General features: G+C 43.0%; 15 protein-coding genes. 7 read left to right on the plus strand and 8 right to left on the minus strand.

Features of this window, described 5'->3' with window-relative positions; genetic code table 11:
- Positions 1-22 precede the first annotated feature (22 nt).
- The gene (locus OC193_RS18285) at positions 23-349 is read right to left on the minus strand and encodes a hypothetical protein (RefSeq protein WP_048662020.1); all 327 of its coding nucleotides are present in this window, start codon (positions 347-349) and stop codon (positions 23-25) included.
- Between the two features lie 201 nt (positions 350-550).
- On the opposite strand from OC193_RS18285, the gene OC193_RS18290 reads away from it, so the two are divergent.
- Positions 551-868, plus strand: coding sequence for a helix-turn-helix transcriptional regulator (locus OC193_RS18290; RefSeq protein ID WP_048662017.1), 318 nt, complete (start codon positions 551-553; stop codon positions 866-868).
- Positions 869-961: 93 nt separating this feature from the next.
- Here the strand turns inward: OC193_RS18290 and arfB are convergent, their stop codons facing one another.
- Positions 962-1,372, minus strand: a complete 411-nt coding sequence (arfB, locus tag OC193_RS18295) for an alternative ribosome rescue aminoacyl-tRNA hydrolase ArfB (protein ID WP_048660225.1) — start codon at positions 1,370-1,372, stop codon at positions 962-964.
- 87 nt (positions 1,373-1,459) lie between these two features.
- Between arfB and OC193_RS18300 the strand changes: the two genes are divergently transcribed.
- Positions 1,460-2,065 carry a beta-phosphoglucomutase family hydrolase gene (locus tag OC193_RS18300; RefSeq protein WP_048660224.1) on the plus strand — a complete coding sequence of 202 codons (606 nt, stop codon included), beginning with the start codon at positions 1,460-1,462 and terminating at the stop codon, positions 2,063-2,065.
- A gap of 35 nt (positions 2,066-2,100) precedes the next feature.
- Here the strand turns inward: OC193_RS18300 and OC193_RS18305 are convergent, their stop codons facing one another.
- From OC193_RS18305 to OC193_RS18320, 4 genes are all read right to left on the minus strand, one after another.
- A complete protein-coding gene (locus tag OC193_RS18305; protein ID WP_048662016.1) occupies positions 2,101-4,005 on the minus strand; it encodes a sensor domain-containing diguanylate cyclase in 1,905 nt (634 codons plus the stop codon).
- A gap of 237 nt (positions 4,006-4,242) precedes the next feature.
- Complete coding sequence (locus tag OC193_RS18310) at positions 4,243-5,991, minus strand: formate--tetrahydrofolate ligase (RefSeq protein ID WP_048662015.1); 1,749 nt, start codon at positions 5,989-5,991, stop codon at positions 4,243-4,245.
- Positions 5,992-6,284: 293 nt separating this feature from the next.
- Positions 6,285-7,589 carry an inosine/guanosine kinase gene (locus tag OC193_RS18315; protein ID WP_017069885.1) on the minus strand — a complete coding sequence of 435 codons (1,305 nt, stop codon included), beginning with the start codon at positions 7,587-7,589 and terminating at the stop codon, positions 6,285-6,287.
- Positions 7,590-7,717: 128 nt separating this feature from the next.
- Positions 7,718-8,194 (minus strand): CreA family protein, encoded by a 477-nt coding sequence (locus OC193_RS18320; protein ID WP_017059837.1) that lies wholly within the window; start codon positions 8,192-8,194, stop codon positions 7,718-7,720.
- Positions 8,195-8,442: 248 nt separating this feature from the next.
- Between OC193_RS18320 and OC193_RS18325 the strand changes: the two genes are divergently transcribed.
- The 3 genes from OC193_RS18325 to OC193_RS18335 all read left to right on the plus strand — a co-directional run bounded on the left by OC193_RS18325 (position 8,443) and on the right by OC193_RS18335 (position 11,837).
- Positions 8,443-8,937: a hypothetical protein gene (locus OC193_RS18325; protein WP_048660221.1), complete on the plus strand. Its 495-nt coding sequence runs from the start codon at positions 8,443-8,445 to the stop codon at positions 8,935-8,937.
- Between the two features lie 60 nt (positions 8,938-8,997).
- Positions 8,998-10,806 carry an HD domain-containing phosphohydrolase gene (locus OC193_RS18330; RefSeq protein ID WP_048662014.1) on the plus strand — a complete coding sequence of 603 codons (1,809 nt, stop codon included), beginning with the start codon at positions 8,998-9,000 and terminating at the stop codon, positions 10,804-10,806.
- A 305-nt stretch (positions 10,807-11,111) separates the two neighbouring features.
- A complete protein-coding gene (locus OC193_RS18335) occupies positions 11,112-11,837 on the plus strand; it encodes an HAD-IA family hydrolase (protein WP_048660219.1) in 726 nt (241 codons plus the stop codon).
- 406 nt (positions 11,838-12,243) lie between these two features.
- Here the strand turns inward: OC193_RS18335 and OC193_RS18340 are convergent, their stop codons facing one another.
- Positions 12,244-13,668, minus strand: coding sequence for a methyl-accepting chemotaxis protein (locus OC193_RS18340; RefSeq protein ID WP_048662013.1), 1,425 nt, complete (start codon positions 13,666-13,668; stop codon positions 12,244-12,246).
- A gap of 148 nt (positions 13,669-13,816) precedes the next feature.
- Positions 13,817-15,040, minus strand: coding sequence for an aromatic amino acid transport family protein (locus OC193_RS18345; RefSeq protein ID WP_048660217.1), 1,224 nt, complete (start codon positions 15,038-15,040; stop codon positions 13,817-13,819).
- A 447-nt stretch (positions 15,041-15,487) separates the two neighbouring features.
- On the opposite strand from OC193_RS18345, the gene OC193_RS18350 reads away from it, so the two are divergent.
- The gene (locus OC193_RS18350) at positions 15,488-15,616 is read left to right on the plus strand and encodes a hypothetical protein (protein WP_017059831.1); all 129 of its coding nucleotides are present in this window, start codon (positions 15,488-15,490) and stop codon (positions 15,614-15,616) included.
- Positions 15,617-15,788: 172 nt separating this feature from the next.
- Positions 15,789-16,400, plus strand: coding sequence for an acyl carrier protein phosphodiesterase (locus OC193_RS18355; protein ID WP_048660216.1), 612 nt, complete (start codon positions 15,789-15,791; stop codon positions 16,398-16,400).
- Positions 16,401-16,410: the final 10 nt, after the last annotated feature.

The following is a 16,410-nucleotide window of genomic DNA, read 5'->3' on the forward strand; positions in this document are numbered from 1 at the left end:
AATTGGTTAGTTGTTTGTCGAACTAGTTACTCAGCTCGATTACTGCTTTACGGCTGTATCTTTCTAGAATCTCATCCATCTCTTTTATCGCAGCATTGATGCTTTTAATCCCACCTTGCGCTACACCTTTTTCATTTTCGTTCAATGCAGAAAAAGCCTGCCTTAATTCCTTACCTTCCAACATGCTCCCGTGTAGCAACACCTCTTTGTAAGTGAGTAGCTTATGTTGTATTGCAATAATTTCTGGGCGGGGATTGTCTGATTCTAATGCGTGACTAATGCAAGGAAATGCCAATGTATAGTGATTCGCAATTTCCAATTTGACGTTTTTCTTATTCGCAATATGCAATTTTCTTAATTTCCCAACACTTGAGTCTTCAAGTCTTCTAGCCTTTACGCTCACGACCAATCAAAGCGTGAAAGTTTATGATACGTAACGTTTTTTAATAATTGGATAATATGCCTTTGATGGCTTATGTAAACCATCACAAGTCAATATGGTCTGCTTCTTGCTGAATTTAGGTCATAACTGTCTTTTGAGGATGAGCTTATGTCACAAGAACCCATAATAGTGGCGCTGATTGAGCGTAGGAAACAAGCTAACTTGTCTCAAGAAAAGTTAGCCTCGAGTTCAGGAATGAGTTTAAAAACCTATCAACGGATTGAACGTGGCGAGGCGGACATTAAGATGTCTCAGTATCGTTCAATCACCAGAACCTTAAAGGTGACGGATTTGGATGTGGTTCTTGATATTGTGGGTGCATCACAAGCAACAGCGGAAGACGTTGCAGCGGTCAGTCGCTTACTGACCAGCGAAGAGCGAATGTTGTTGATCAAACTGATTTTGTCGGTCAAAAAGAAGCAGTAAACTTACTTTCAAATAAACAGCGTAATGGATCTATTCGTTAGTCAAATTGACAGGTCTTTCTACAGTAATGTGGTTACTGAGGGCATGAAGCCATCAGCTCACTCTTCCCCGTAGCTGTTTGGTGGTACTTCTCTGCTTCTTACTTTCTAAACGTCTTTTCTGAGAGCCACGCGTTGGTTTTGTTGCTCTTCTTACTTTTTGAACCTTTGTCGCTTCCAAGATCAATTCTTTCAAACGCACTAAAGCATCATCTCGGTTTTGTTCTTGAGTTCTATATTGTTGCGCCTTAATGATAATCACCCCGTCTTTGGTGATGCGACTATCTTTGTGTGCCAAAAGCTTTTCTTTATAGAAGTCGGGCAGGGTGGAGTGTGTGATATCAAAACGTAAATGTATCGCGCTCGATACTTTATTGACGTTCTGACCGCCGGCTCCTTGGGCTCTGATCGCTGTTAACTGGAGTTCCCAGTCTTGAATCGAAACAGAGTTAGATATTTGTAACATAAACATCCATTTTGAACGGTAATATGGGGTCATGATACTGAATATTGGTTATGGTATCAGTAACTTTCTTAAAGAGTGGTAGTAGTGATGAAAATAGATTTAACGGCGTATGAAGGATTGATCTTTGATATGGACGGTACGTTGATCGATACAATGCCTGCACATGTAAAGGCGTGGCAGCAAACGGCTGAAGAGTTCGGCTTTCATTTTGAAGCGTCTTGGCTGCATAGCTTAGGTGGCATGCCGAGCTACAAAATAGCCGGTGAGGTGAACAGTAAATACGGTTTGTCTCTCGACCCACAAGCTGTGTCCACGTTTAAAATGGCATCGTTTGCGGCTATTGAAGACAAAGGAGACGTTATCCCTTGTACTCACTCTCTGCTGTTAGAGCACTTGGGTAACAAGAAGATTGCAGTCGGAACGGGCAGTCAACGTAAAAGTGCCGAACAGTTACTGGATAAGACAGACATCTTGAGTAAGCTCGATATCCTAGTGACAGCAACAGACGTTAAGAATCACAAGCCCAATCCGGATACCTTCTTAGATGCGTGTTTTGGTATGGGTTTGCAGCCAAAGCAGTGTGTTGTTTTTGAAGATACGAACCTAGGTAAGCAGGCTGCTCATGCTGCGAACATGGATTGTATTCTTGTCGTTGAGGGGAGCAAGTTAGAATTTTATCCGGCTCCAAGCTGATCGTTTGCCGGGCAAGTGAATGCAATTGTCATTTGCTAGGCTATTTCGCTCATCTCTTTATCTAGGAATAAGCACACATTGTTTCTCCCTGCTGCTTTAGCTTCGTATAGGGCTAAATCGGCGCACTTGTAATTAAGTGCTGGATCATTTGTTACGTTAGTAATCCCACCGCTCACGGTGACTACGTTGTCGAGTTCGATACTGACAGCGATTCTGAGCCTATTAAGAACGTATTCAGCTTCTTCTGTTGTAGTGTGAGGCAGAATAACGCCAAACTCTTCACCACCAATACGAGCGACAAAATCTGTTTCACGGCATTCTCGCTGGAGTACTTGAGCAACCGTTTGAATGACGCGATCACCATAATCGTGACCAAATCTGTCGTTGATGCGTTTGAAGTGGTCTATATCTAAGATCGCTAAGCAAGACTGTTCACGAGTAGGATAACGATTCACACGAGAGCACTCATCTCGCAGCTCAAGATCGAACTTACGGCGGTTCCAACACCCAGCTAAGGCATCTTTTTCGCTCAGGTTTCTCAGTTTGTTTTCTAGCTCTTTGTGTTTACTGATATCCACAAATGAAGCGACATAAAACTGAATCACATCTTTCGAATCTTTGATGGTTTGGATTCGCAGTATTTCCGTGATTAAAGACCCGTCTTTACGTCGGTTAACGACTTCGCCTTCCCACATGCCTTTCTCTTTGATGATACTCCACATCTTGATGTAGAACTCTTCATTGTAGCGGCCAGAGGCAAACATCGATGGTTGACGACCTTTTACGTCTTCTAAATCGTAGCCACTCACGCGGGTGAACTCTTGGTTTACTTTGATGATGCGGTTGTTTCTGTCGGTAATCACCAAGGCAGACATGCCATTCATTGCTGCTTTAGCCAGTTGGCTCTCGATACTGTTCTTCTTGTGATTGCTGTTCCACAATACGAAGCCAGCAGAGATCATTGAAATCAAGAAAGATAATGTGATGATCTGAACGACAATCGCTTGTTTTTCTTGTCGGTATTGACTGCTGAACTGCTGATTTTCAATATGAAGAACCATGTAGATTGGGCCTTCGAACTGTTTTATGTTGGGGCTGATATCAGAGTGGAAATACCAGTTCTTACCATCAAAATAGCTAGAAGATTTCTTGTCTTGAATCGCAGTCCAAAGCTCCGGGTATAACTTTGCGTAAGTTCGCTCTGAACGTGACTCAATCACATGTCCGAAAGATTCCTTTGGGTCTGGCCCCATAATGATGTGTCCGGTTTTGTTGAGAATAATCGGAACAGCAGACGATGCACCAATCTGATAGTGAAGGCGCTTATAGATCTCGAGCATGTTTAGGTTTGCGATGAAGTAACCAATGATGCGATTGTTTTCAGCGACTGGCGTCATAATGCGAAGCGCTGGTATTAAAGGACGAACGATCTCTCCGTTTTCAACTTCTAGGTCAATGCCGCGAGAACTAACTTCACCAATCTTTAATCGTTGCAGTTCCTCATAGTAATCACGTGAAGACTTGTTCTGCAGTTCGTTATCTGGGACCACGATTGCTTGACCGTCTTTGTAGTTAACGCGGAACACTTCGTTGCCGGCTAGATCGAGATAACGAAGCTGAGAATAGTATTTTTGGCCACGAGCTAACATTACCCAAAGATCTTGTAGCGTTTCTTTGTGGATGAGTGAAGGTTCTTGAACGGCACGAAGTAACGTTTGAGAGTCTGCAATAGAAGGAACAGAGTTAGATATTTGCTCAACAATAACGGCGAGTTCGTGAAAACTGTATTCGATTTGGTTCTGGCTAGATTGTTTGATATTTAGCGTGTGCTGAGCATCGACCCTGTCAAATTCAGAGTTAATATAGAGGGCAGGGACTAATCCTAGGGCAAATATGGTGCATAGAAATTGCCCGACTAGTTTTTTTATACTTGTATTCATCACTGTCCTCAAAGAATCAGCGCAATACTATATATTTTATAAGGTTTTTAATGTGATCTTGCCCCAGAACTTAAGACAATATGCGCATATAACTACGTTTTTATTGCAACTTCTTGCACTTAAGCTTGATTGTTGAGCAATTACTTCGTTAGGAAATGATTGCTCAATATAGAACACCGGTCTGAAAATTGAGCCAAATTAATCGCGATTATTTGTCGTTTATCTAACTAAGGGTATTTAGCTTAGGCCGACGATATTTCCATTACTGTCAATATCTAACGACATGAACGCTGGTTTGTCAGGTAAGCCTGGCATGGTCATCACATTGCCACACAACGCGTAAATAAAGCCAGCACCAGCACACAATTTTAGCTCTCTAACGGGTACGTCAAATTGAGCGGGAGCACCTTTTATGTGTGCTTCTGTTGAGACCGATAGTGGTGTTTTTGCCAAACAAACTGATAGGTTGCTATAGCCATGCAGTTTGAATTCAGCTAGTTGTTTTTTAGCCAGTGGAGATAGTGAAATACTTGCCGCGCCATAACCGACTTCAGCGACAGCCATTAGCTTTTCTTCTAGGGTTTGCTCAGAGTGGTACAAAGGCTCAAATTCAGACTCCTTTTGGCAAGCTTTTACCACGGCGCGAGCCAGTTGAGTCGTCCCTTCGCCGCCTTGACCAAATGCTTCGCTCACTTCAACGCTAACGCTTGGGTCGAAGTCGGTGATCATCTGTTTCAAAGCATCGAGCTCTTGAGCTGAGTCTTGTGGGAATTGGTTAATCGCAACAACTGTTGGCACTTGGTATTGCTTAACGTTGGTTATGTGCCATTTTAGGTTCTCAAACCCTGCAACAAGCGCGTCTTGGTCATCATTAAAGATTGAATCTGGTAGTGGGGTGCCCGGTCTTAAATCGTACAAACCTGAGTTCGCTTTTAATCCGCGTAGTGTCGCAACAACAACGGCACAGTCAGGCTTCTTGTTGGATGCCTTAACCTTGATGTTACATGCTTTTTCGAAACCCATGTCTGAGCCGAAACCGCCTTCAGTTACCACAAAGTCACTCAGTTTAAGAGCAATCTTATCGGCAATAATTGAAGAGTTACCATGTGCGATGTTTGCGAAAGGCCCGGCGTGAATTAGGGTAGGAACGCCTTCAAGGGTTTGCATCAATGTTGGTTCAATAGAATCCTTCATTGTTACGGTCATTGCGCCTGCAACATTGAAGTCATCTGCGGTTAACGGCAAGCCTTGTTTGTTATAAGCAAGTACCACTCGTCCAATGCGCTTTCTTAAATCTTGAAGGTCATCTGCTAGAGCAAGGATAGCCATCAGCTCTGAAGCGGCTGAGATATCAAATCCATCTTCGCGCTCAAAGCCATTAATTGTTTTGTCTGCTTCGTTCTTGCCTACCGTGATCATGCGTAACGCGCGGTCATTATGGTCGAGTACACGTCGCCATACGATTCTAGTTGGGTCGATATCCAGTGCTTTTAAGCCTGAGCGCGCTTCAAAGGCTTCTAAGCCTTCACGCTGTTCATGATACAAACGTGCATCAATTGCTGCAGAGGCAAGGTTGTGAGCGGCCGTAACAGCATGAATGTCACCAGTTAGATGTAGGTTCAACTGTTCCATAGGAGCGACTTGAGAGTAGCCACCGCCAGCTGCGCCACCTTTAACACCAAATACAGGGCCCATTGAAGGCTGACGAATACACGCCATCGCTGATTGGTTAATTTTGGCAAGACCTTGTGCGAGCCCGATGGTGGTCACCGTTTTACCTTCGCCGAGTGGCGTGGGTGTAATCGCCGTGACTACGACCAATTTACCATCTTGTTGGTTGGAGAGGCGTTCAAGTGATGTGAGAGACACTTTAGATTTGTATTGCCCTAATGGCTGATGTTCGTTGTGTTGTAGGCCAGCTTGCTTGGCAACCTCACTGATGTTTTTAAGGGGAGTAGAGCGACAAATATCAATATCAGACAGCATATTTGATCCTTATATCAGAACCGAAAGGTGGTACGTAAACGTTTGCGTGGCGATAGTACTGTATAAATCTGCCAAGTAAAGGCAAACCACACGAATTATGTGCTGGAAGATAACAGATCTAAAGAGTCATTGCGCGAGATCAAATCTTAAACGAGCAAAATATTCGATCTGATTACCTACAGTTGTAGTTATATTGGTGTTGAATACAAAAAGGGCTGCATATAGCAGCCCTTCAAGGAATAGGTAATCTGACTTGGCGTTAACCTCAATCAGTTAACCCCTAATATGGTCGATTAACGATCCCAGTATGTTTCTTCTAAGCTATCTTCGCGTTCAGGTAGCGCACGAGAAAGACGAGGAGAGTGCTGAGTCAACACTTCGTAGCTTACACGGTTTGCGTACTTACAAATTTGAGAAAGAGAAGAGTAAGTTAGACAAGTATGCTCGTGCTTCTCTGAGTTCGGTACGTTCACGTGGTGGTAGCTGTTTGCTGCCATGTCGTGAAGTAGTGCTGAAAGTGCACCATCACCAGCCCCATTCGTGTTCTTAATCTCAAGTGGGCCACCTAGGTAAGGGCCAATATGAGAGTACACTTTTACAGGGTCTTTACAGTCTTGCTTACGCATCGCGCGGCTGAATTCATATTTATTGAACTCAGGGATGTTACCCGGTAACAATGGCAGTGTGGTTTCGCGTTTCGCTGGTTCGTCAGTGTAACCTGCCATGTATAGGCCAATAGGGCCAGCAGTACATAGAACTAGGTCGACCCATTCAAGCGCTTTGTTAGCCGCCAATAGAGGGTCTTTTTCACCTGTGAGCGCTTCACCTTCGTCTTCGTTCATCGCGACGATGGTTACGTTCTCTTTCAGGTATTCTTGCCACCATTCAGCGTTACCTTCGATCACATACTTAGTACCAAGTGTTAGTACAACAGGCACATTGTGCGCTTTCGCGTATTCAATCGCTTTTTGTACCGCTTTTGGCATCGGATCTTCAGGTTTGCCACGCATTAGGTATGACGAGACAACTAATGCAGACGCTTTCTCGAACACTTTTTCAGGAATGCTCTCTGGAAGAAGTTGGTTCATGTGACCTTCATTGATTGCAAACGTACGTTCGCCATCTTCAGAAATAAGCGTGTAGCAACGACCGATTGGACCATCAACAGTTTGAAGGTGATTTAGATTCATACGAGAAGAAGTGCGGCAAAGATAACGATAACCAAATGAGCCAACTTCAATCTTCTTAGACATAACGCCAAGCAGTACAGATTTGCTGTCTGCAAGTACGGAATAGTTGTGCAGTGTGTTGCCGATAGTATCGCCAGGGTATTGATGCGTGATCAAACCGCGCTCAACTAACTCTTCATACAGCGCATCTGCTTTACTTTCTTCCAATACTAGTGAGTGACCTTTACTCAGCTCGTATTTTTCTAGGAACTCGTTGTCAACACGGGCTTCGATATCAACAATCGTTTGGCCAACACCGACAATCGTTGCGCGGTGAAGCTTAGGTGTTTGTTGAATTTGGTTGACCAACGGATCACGTGCGTGAGTTGGAAAGTAATGCTTAGATTTACGCTGTCCAGGAAACTTCATATGAAAAATACAGTGAAAAAATTTTGCCGCATGATATCACATTTTGTTTCTGTTTCTTTCATTTTTATTACATTTTGAATCACCTGCACAATGTCTGTACAGGTGAATCGTCTTACTTTGGCTTGAAGCTATTCCGCTGGAACAAGTGTTGCTGGATCTACGTAAGCCTCTGTACCCCAAAGCGGAACGGTTGAAAGGCTATGCTTGAAACTGCCTTCGGTTTCTTTGGTGGTGTAAGACAAGTAAAGCAGCGACTGATTCTCTGCATCGTAGATACGACGAACCTTCATTGTTTTAAAGAAGATACTTTTCGATTGCTTGAATACCACTTCGCCAGACTTACTCTTGTCTATTTGAGCAATCATTTCTGGTGTGATTTCACCTGTTTGACGACAAGAGATAGAGCTATCACTTGGATCTGAAAGGCTAAGGTTTGCTTCGATTGATGCGATATGACAGGTAACACCTGCGATCTTATCGTCATCTAATGAAGACATCTTGATATCCTTCATTGTGAAGAAACCCAGTGAGACGTCGCCAACCTCGTTGTCCGAACAGCCAGCTAACATTGTGACGATACCTGCTGCTATTAAGGCTTTTTTCATAAGAAGTCCTTTTTATTTATATAGTTCTGTTTACTATAAGGATATTGAAAGCTTGAATACGAGTGTAGAGCTTTTCGTTAAGTTCTTAAAGGATGTTGTTGGATAATGAAAAATATGAAGCATTTAAAGTACTTGTTGGCCTTGGTCATGCTCTGTATGCTCTCTGCTTGTAGTTCGGCACCTCAGCCGACCGTATGTCTTCCAAATAACTGCGATATTTGGGGATACTAACCGTAGGTACTAAAAGAATGAATAACGAAATACCTGAAATTGCACACAAGAAAAACCAATGGCTGTTTAGTCAGCTCGACATTGCTTACCCCGCAAAAGAGAGCCTTCTAGGCCGCGAACTTTATCAAAGCAAACTCCCATCCAAGACATACCAACTCCTCGCTCACGATCAAACTCCTTCCCAAATTGATGAACTGCATAAAGTTGATTTCCATAAATTGACCGTACTATTCTCACTTAACCAAGCAAGCGTGTACCAAGATGAAGCCGAAAGGGCACACATGCTTGAGTTCTTGAGCCAAATTATTCTTTCTGACGATCATGCCTTATATATTGGTACTCAAAATGGTGAAGTTGTGGCGAGCGCTATCGTCACAAAAGCGGAAGACTCCCTACTGATCTCGGATGTCGTTGCTGGAAATGGCCAAAGTATCAACAACTTTGCTAAGCAGTTACACGATTTTTGGGCACAAGATCATGCTTCTTGCGATAAAGTGTGGATCGAGAACTAAAGATTCTTTGACAAAGCGTTAATCTAAGTACAATACCCCGTCTTATTTAAAGGGTATTGTATGTACAAGCTATTGATATCAATCGCTGTATTGTGTGTTAGCGCTTATTCTTCACTCAGCTTTGCTAACGACTGGGATATTAAACGTATCCTAGTTTTACACTCATACGAACCTTCTTACCAATGGACCGCTGATTTCCAAAAAGGGATCGACAGCGCGTTCAGCCAATCTAGAACCGAAGTTAAACTCTCGATCGAGTATTTGGATTCAAAGCGTATCAATAGCTCTGACTACTACGGTTCTCTCTCGAACTATTTGCAAATCAAATATGCAGGTTATGAATTTGACGGCGTGATTGCGACTGACGATAACGCAGCAAATTTCCTTGAATCGTTAGGTGCTTTAATTGACCGTTCTACTCCTGTAGTGGCGGTGGGAATCAATGACACCAGTACCGATATGTATGCAGTATCTGACAGAGCAACTGTGCTGTACGAGAACGATCAGATAGACGTTAATATTAAGCTGATCTCCAAATTAAGGCCTAATCTAAAGAACCTCTATTTTGTAAATGATTACAGTGTCACGTCTGAGTTAATTCACAAAGAAATGAACAAAATGATGGCTGAATTTCCAAATATCAACCTCATAGAAATTCGCGATTTGTCGCTGGAGGATACAAGCCAGTTTTTGGAAGGAATCTCTGCAGACGATGCGGTATTGCTCAGTCATTACAACACTGAGTTGAAACAAGGGGTTTACCACACTTACCAAGAGATTGCGGATACCTTGTCAAAAGCGAGTGCTGCTCCGGTGTTTGCTTTATGGCAGTTTTATATTTCGGGCGATGTTCTCGGTGGTTATGTGAATCACTCACAAAGCATGGGTGAGGAGGCAGTTGATGCGCTAGACAAATACCTTCCTCTCGGTTTTGCAGAACCGTTAACTCCCGGAGATAACAAACGTTTTGTATTCAACTACCCTGCAATGAAACGATACGGGATTAGTGCCAACGCATTACCTGATGAAGCGGTATTCATTAACGAACCTTCTTCCTTTATTCGTAAAAACTTCCAGTTGTTAATGGGGCTGTCGATGGTGATTGCGGGTTTGAGCCTGATCATCTTGATGCAATTTGTCACTCTGCGCCAAAAGAAAGAGTTGGCCAATAAGAACAAACGAATCTTAAAGCTTCAGAAACAGACCTTGAATATCCAAAAGGATATGATTCATGTTCTCGGCGAGGCGATTGAAACTCGCTCTGGCGAAACCGGTAATCACGTTAAGCGTGTAGCCAAGTTATCCGCATTGCTCGCTAAGTATCGTGGCTTGAGCCATCGCGAGATCGAGATGATTGAGATCATCAGCCCGATGCACGATGTGGGTAAGATTTCTGTCCCTGAATCGATCTTGGATAAACCTGGTAAATTAACCGACCAAGAGTGGGAGGTGATGAAGCTTCATACTACGGCTGGCTATAACTTACTGAAGAGCGGAGCGGGTGATATTACCAACCTCGCGGCAATCATTGCTAACGAACATCACGAGCGCTGGGATGGAACAGGATACCCGAATGGCAAAGTGGGAGATGAAATTCACTTGTTTGCTCGCATCACCGCCGTAGCCGACGTTTTTGATGCGCTGCTTAGTGCTCGTTGCTACAAAGAACCGTGGCCGTTAGATATGGTAGTCGATTTGTTCGAGCGAGAGTGTGGCTACCAGTTTGATCCTCAGCTAACGAAATTGCTACTGAAACACTTACCCGAGTTTGTCGCTATCCGAGATTCGTATCCTGATACTGGAACTGTGGAATATGCGATTTCACGTTCGCTTGAAGCTAAGGTTTTTGAAGAGTCGGTTGTTAGCTAAGTCTCGGTCTATCTTAATCGTTTATACGTCTTGGTTTTTTTATCTAGTCATCACGATCCGGCTAGGAAGTGGTGATTTATATTTTCCCCTGAAATTGAGTCGCTTATGTAAACCTCGCAGTATTTGATTTCGTAGGATCTCGGTTAATTTGATGAAAACTATTGCTTATGCTGAGCGATAAAGTGATCAACTCCATATTTCGCGAAGAGAAATAAGCCTGTATCCGCAAACTGTTACCTCAATCATCTCGCGCATTGAAAGAACACTATAGGATAAAACTTGGATTCAATCTTAGTGAGATACCTATGCGGTTAGAACAGACTAAATGTGTAATTTTCGATTGTGATGGAACACTTATCGACAGTGAAAAGCTGTGCTGCCAAGCTTTGGTAAACGTTTTCACTGGCTTTGGGGCGAAGTTGAACGTCAACGACTGTTATGCGCACTTCCAAGGTGGGAAGCTGGCCGACATCTTAATGGATACGCAAGCGCGTTTAGGCTTATCTATCTCAATTGATACACTAGAACCGTTATACCGGATCGAATTAGAAGCACTGTTTCAGCGTCATTTAAAGCCGATGGACGGCGCTATCGAACTTATTGAATTCCTCAAACAACAAGACATTGAGTTTTGTATCGCTTCCAATGCACCGAAATCTAGAGTTGAATCTTCATTGGCGATGACAGGCATGCTCGATGATTTTAAAGGTAAAGTGTTCTCAGCTTTTGATGCTAACAGTTGGAAGCCAGAACCTGATCTAATCATGTACACGGCCATGAATATGGGCTTTCTACCAAATGAGTGCATCTACGTGGATGATACGTTAAAAGGGATTGAGGCTGGTGTTCGTGCGGGTATCCAATCGTTTCGATTACGCCCGAGTATTGATGAAGCAATCGTAGATCCCGAAGCCGACTCATTAGAACTCGCGGCTCAGGATATCTACAGTTTAGAAGAAATTTCAGTTTGGATTAATGGCAAGCACTGCTCAAATGGTGGTATATCGAATTCTGCAGCTTTGGTGGGGTAGAGCCTAGTTGAAGACTGACTACCTTACTGAATTGTTTGGTATGGAAACCGCAAGATGCACAAGTAAACTTTTCTCCACTTTCTGAAAGCAGATACTCGTCATGTTGGCATAAAGGGCATGTAATGTCGTCGGTGTTTTGTGTTTCTGTTTTATTCATTATGTGTCACCTGCAGCAAGAGGGTAAGCGAAAAAAGACCCGTTCAATTAGATTACTCCTAAGCTCGAATATTAGACAGTTCTGACACTTCTTAATCTCTCCTTTGCGACTTGCTTCATGGTAATTGATAATGTCATCGTTATTGACCATGGTTCTTGTAATGTTATTAAACAAAAGTCAAAAAAAGGACCCATTACGAGTCCTCATTAGTCTATTTTCAATTCACGCCACTAGTTAGCCTGCTGATCCTTAAGTGCGGTATCGCGCCAACGTCTGAGACAAAGAAACCGACGCTTCCGTTAGTCTAGATACGCCATTTGACGAATTCTGAGCGACGTCTTTAATCACATCGGATTGGCTGCGAATATCGTTAAGTTCTGCTGCAATCGTATTGGCAACGTTGCTTTGTTCATCGGCTGATGTTGCAATCTGGATACTCATGTCCATCAGCGCTTGTGCAGAATCTGCAATCGAGTTTACGTCGTGACCAATGTTAGAAATCAGCTGGCTACTGGTTTGCGCCTGATCGACCGTTTGCTCTGTGATCTTTGCAATATTTTGACTCTCTTGTTGTAAGCGCTCAATCATCGCTTGGATCTCAACGGTAGCTGACTGAGTGCGACTTGCGAGTGTTCTTACTTCATCAGCAACAACAGCGAAACCACGACCTTGTTCGCCCGCACGAGCGGCTTCAATCGCAGCGTTCAAAGCCAGTAAGTTGGTTTGTTCTGAAATTGCGTTGATCGTCGTGATGACTTCGTTAATTTGGCTCGTGTTCACATTCAAGCTGGTCACAGAAGATGAGGTTTGTTCAATCAAAGAAGAAAGGGTGGTGATTTCTGAGATTGCTTGTTGAACCTTCGCGTGGCTGTCGTTGATCTGCTGTGCGTCTTGTTCTGTTTGCTCTGTTGAACGTGCAGAGATGTTAGACACTTCATTAGCAGATGCGGTCATCTGGTCCATTGCAGTAGCAACCGAATCTAGAGATGCGTTTTGGCTCATGATTTGTGTTTCGCTGCGCTTCATCTCTGTTTCGAAAGAAGCCGACGTTTCACTTAGGGTTGCTGCACTGTGGTTTACGTTGTTAACTAACTCACTGAGCGTGTCCATTGAACGGTCAAGAGCACAACCAATTGTGCCGAATTCGTCACGGCCAGGATGGAAGCCAAGGCGTGAAGTTAAGTCACCATCACCAATCTTTTGAGTGGTTGAATAAAGTACCCACAGCGCACCACCTAAGAAGGTCGCTACCCAGTAACAGAAAAGACCAAAAGGCACACACCATAAAAGACTGAGTAATAAAGTGTACAATGCTTGCTGCTTTTGGTTTTGTGTATCGTTGTTTGAGACGGTAAGAGAGTAATAATTACCATCTTGTCCAATAGCCGTTGCGGTAACCGTGCCATTGTTCGAAATGATGGTCTCTTGAGGACGAGTTTGTTGGCTAACAGTACGAACAGAGGCAGGGGAATCTGACGCTGATAAAATACCTTTGAGTTGATACTCAACTTGCTGTTTTGCACTTGCGTCAATTTGTTCCATTTTATTGACGTAGTTGAGTCCAGCTAGGCTCGCCACAGCGGCGAAAAAGATTAAGAAAATGACCCAAAACTTATCGTTGATAGACATTTTAATAAACAGTTTGTCTATCGTTCGAAATTGTACTTCTTTCATAAAAACTCCACGGTAAATCCTTTACCGTGGACTCTAAATAACCGACCTCAATAAAAATGTGATATCAATCGACTAATTGTGAAAATTAATGATATCAACATGTCATTTATGAGATCTCAATCAAGTATTTATATCCTGTATGGGTTTATTAGCCCAAAGACGGTAATAGGCCTACTGATATAAGGATTTGAATGGCAATGATAAATACGCCAATGCTACCCGCTAAAAATAACGCTTTGCTTCCACCCAACACCTGGTAAGTCGCTTCAGTACCATGAGATTTTACCGAGAAATCTGTGTAGCGAACTTTGTATACCATTACGGTAGGTAGAAGAATCGCCAGCACTGAAAGTGCAATCGCAGCATAACCCAACGCCATGATAAAACCTTGTGGGTAAAACAGGGCGAAGCCTAAAGGCGGTAAGAAGGTGATAACAGCGGTTTTAACGCGCTTTGCACTGCCTAGTTTTTTGCTTAGCGAGTCACCCATAAATTCGAATAGACCTAAGCTCACGCCAATAAATGAGGTAAGAAGAGCAAGGTCAGCGAACACGCCTACGATTACGCTTAGATTTGATTGATGAACGGTTTGCGAAAGCGAAACTAAAAGTGCACCCAAGCTTGTGTCTGACAACAGTTGTTCTTGGCTTACTACGCCCAAAGTGACGCTCTGCCAGAATACGTAGATAACCAGAGGTAGCGCAGAACCAACAATCATTACCTTGCGTAGAGAGCGAACGTCGCCATCTAGGTATCGAACGATCGATGGGATGCTGCCGTGGAAACCGAAAGAGGTGAACACAACCGGGATAGCTGCAACAATCAGACCTTGTTGTAAAGGCATGCTCAGCAAGTATTGAGAAGTGATGTTAGGCGCTAGGAAGCTCAGTACCAGAACCATTGCAACCAGCTTCAAGCCAAATAAAACGCGGTTAACTTTATCGACACTGTGTGTACCAATCGTCACAACGCCTGCAACCAGCAGGGTAAATAGAAGGGTCGTGATTTGGCCATTGAGTTCAATGCCCGCGATATCGGAAATACGTTGGTTAAACTGAGCACCACCACCCGCAATGTATGCAGCGCATAAAGCGTAAAACAGAAACATCACTGCGAAGCTCGCAATCCATTTTCCTTTCGTCCCTAAAATTGTATGAGCTAAGGTGTGTAGGGTTGCATCAGATTCTGCGAATTGGTGAAGCTCGACCATTAATAAGGCAGTGAATGCCATTAAAGCCCACAAACCCAGCATTAAGAAAAGTGAAGTTGAAAAGCCAATACCTGCAGAAGCAAGTGGAAGAGCGAGCATGCCAGCACCAATCGTTGTGCCTGCAATGATCAAAGTACTACCAAAAACCTTTGATTTATTCATTGTATATAATTCTTTACGTTAGGGTGTGTTTTCATTGTAATTCTTCTAGCTTAAGCGCATAAACCCAAAGAATATCTCGATTTTAAAGTATTCTGATTGAGTTTAATTCCAAATGCAATATCTAATGTAATTAAAAATATGCACTGTAAATATTAATTTACACGCATTTGAGGGTTAGGTGTTGAAAAGGGAGAAGCAAACGTTTGACCATGATCTGCTTCAAAATTTGTAGAGTAATCAGTTGTACTTGGTGTAAGGTGGCAGTACATATGTCGTTCGCGTATACCCCTTTAGCGTAAACAAGCGCTAATGATCGCGAGTAGCTTCAAGCTATAAATATGGAATGGGTAGAGTAGAGTGCGTTCATCAAAGTGACATAATATAAGTCCAAGATGGTGCACTAGTTAACAGGACATCATGTCCACACCAAGGAATAGAGGGGGCACAATGAGTGACCAATCTTATAATGACGAAAGTCTTGAGTTGTTAGATGCTATGGAAATTGGCATTGACTTGTCTGACTATGAACAGACAGTTAAACAATTAGCAGAAGAACTTTTCAAATCTTCCAACTAGGGTTTTCCTTAGTAAAGGTTTTTTAGTTCAATGTTCTCAAATTAGACAATTCTTAGACTGAGCAAATCTCATTCGCTCACACGTCATACCAAAACTATCCTCATTAAAGTTCGCGAAGACAAACGAGTACGTTTACCATGTTACTTAGTTCTCGATACTTTAATGAGGTTCAATGAACTTTCTTGCACACCTTCACATCGCCAAGCACTGTAACAGCAATTTAGCAGGTAACCTGTTGGGTGATTTTGTGAAAGGCAACCCCAATAAACAGTATTCGGATTCACTCTCTGACGGCATTAGGCTTCATCGATTTGTTGATAGCTATACTGATCGTCATGATGTTTCTCGCTCTGCAAAATCTCTCTTTTCAGACCAAACACGACGCTTTGCGCCTATCGCACTCGATGTATTTTGGGATCACTGCTTAGCCAATCATTGGGCTCAGTTCTCGCAGCAGACATTAGAACGTTTTTGTTTCGATAGCCATGAGCAGATCTTTGAAAATCAAGAGCCACACTGGCCAGAAAATTTCGTTATGGTTCATCAGAAAATGGCTGAGCATAGATGGTTAGAGAGCTATCAAGACATGTCATCAATCGAGGTGGTATTGCAGCGAATGGCTTTGAGAAGACCAAAGCTCGGTATGCTCGAGGCATGTTACGATGATCTCGAACGTCACTATGATACGTTGCAGTGTCACTTTTATGAGCTTTATCCCAATGTTTTAGAAGAAGCGAAGCAGTTTAATGCGCTTCAAATGAAGAAAAATCAAAAGGAAAGGTAAACAGCGTAAT

The organism is Vibrio crassostreae (assembly GCF_024347415.1).
GTDB classification, from domain to species: domain Bacteria; phylum Pseudomonadota; class Gammaproteobacteria; order Enterobacterales; family Vibrionaceae; genus Vibrio; species Vibrio crassostreae.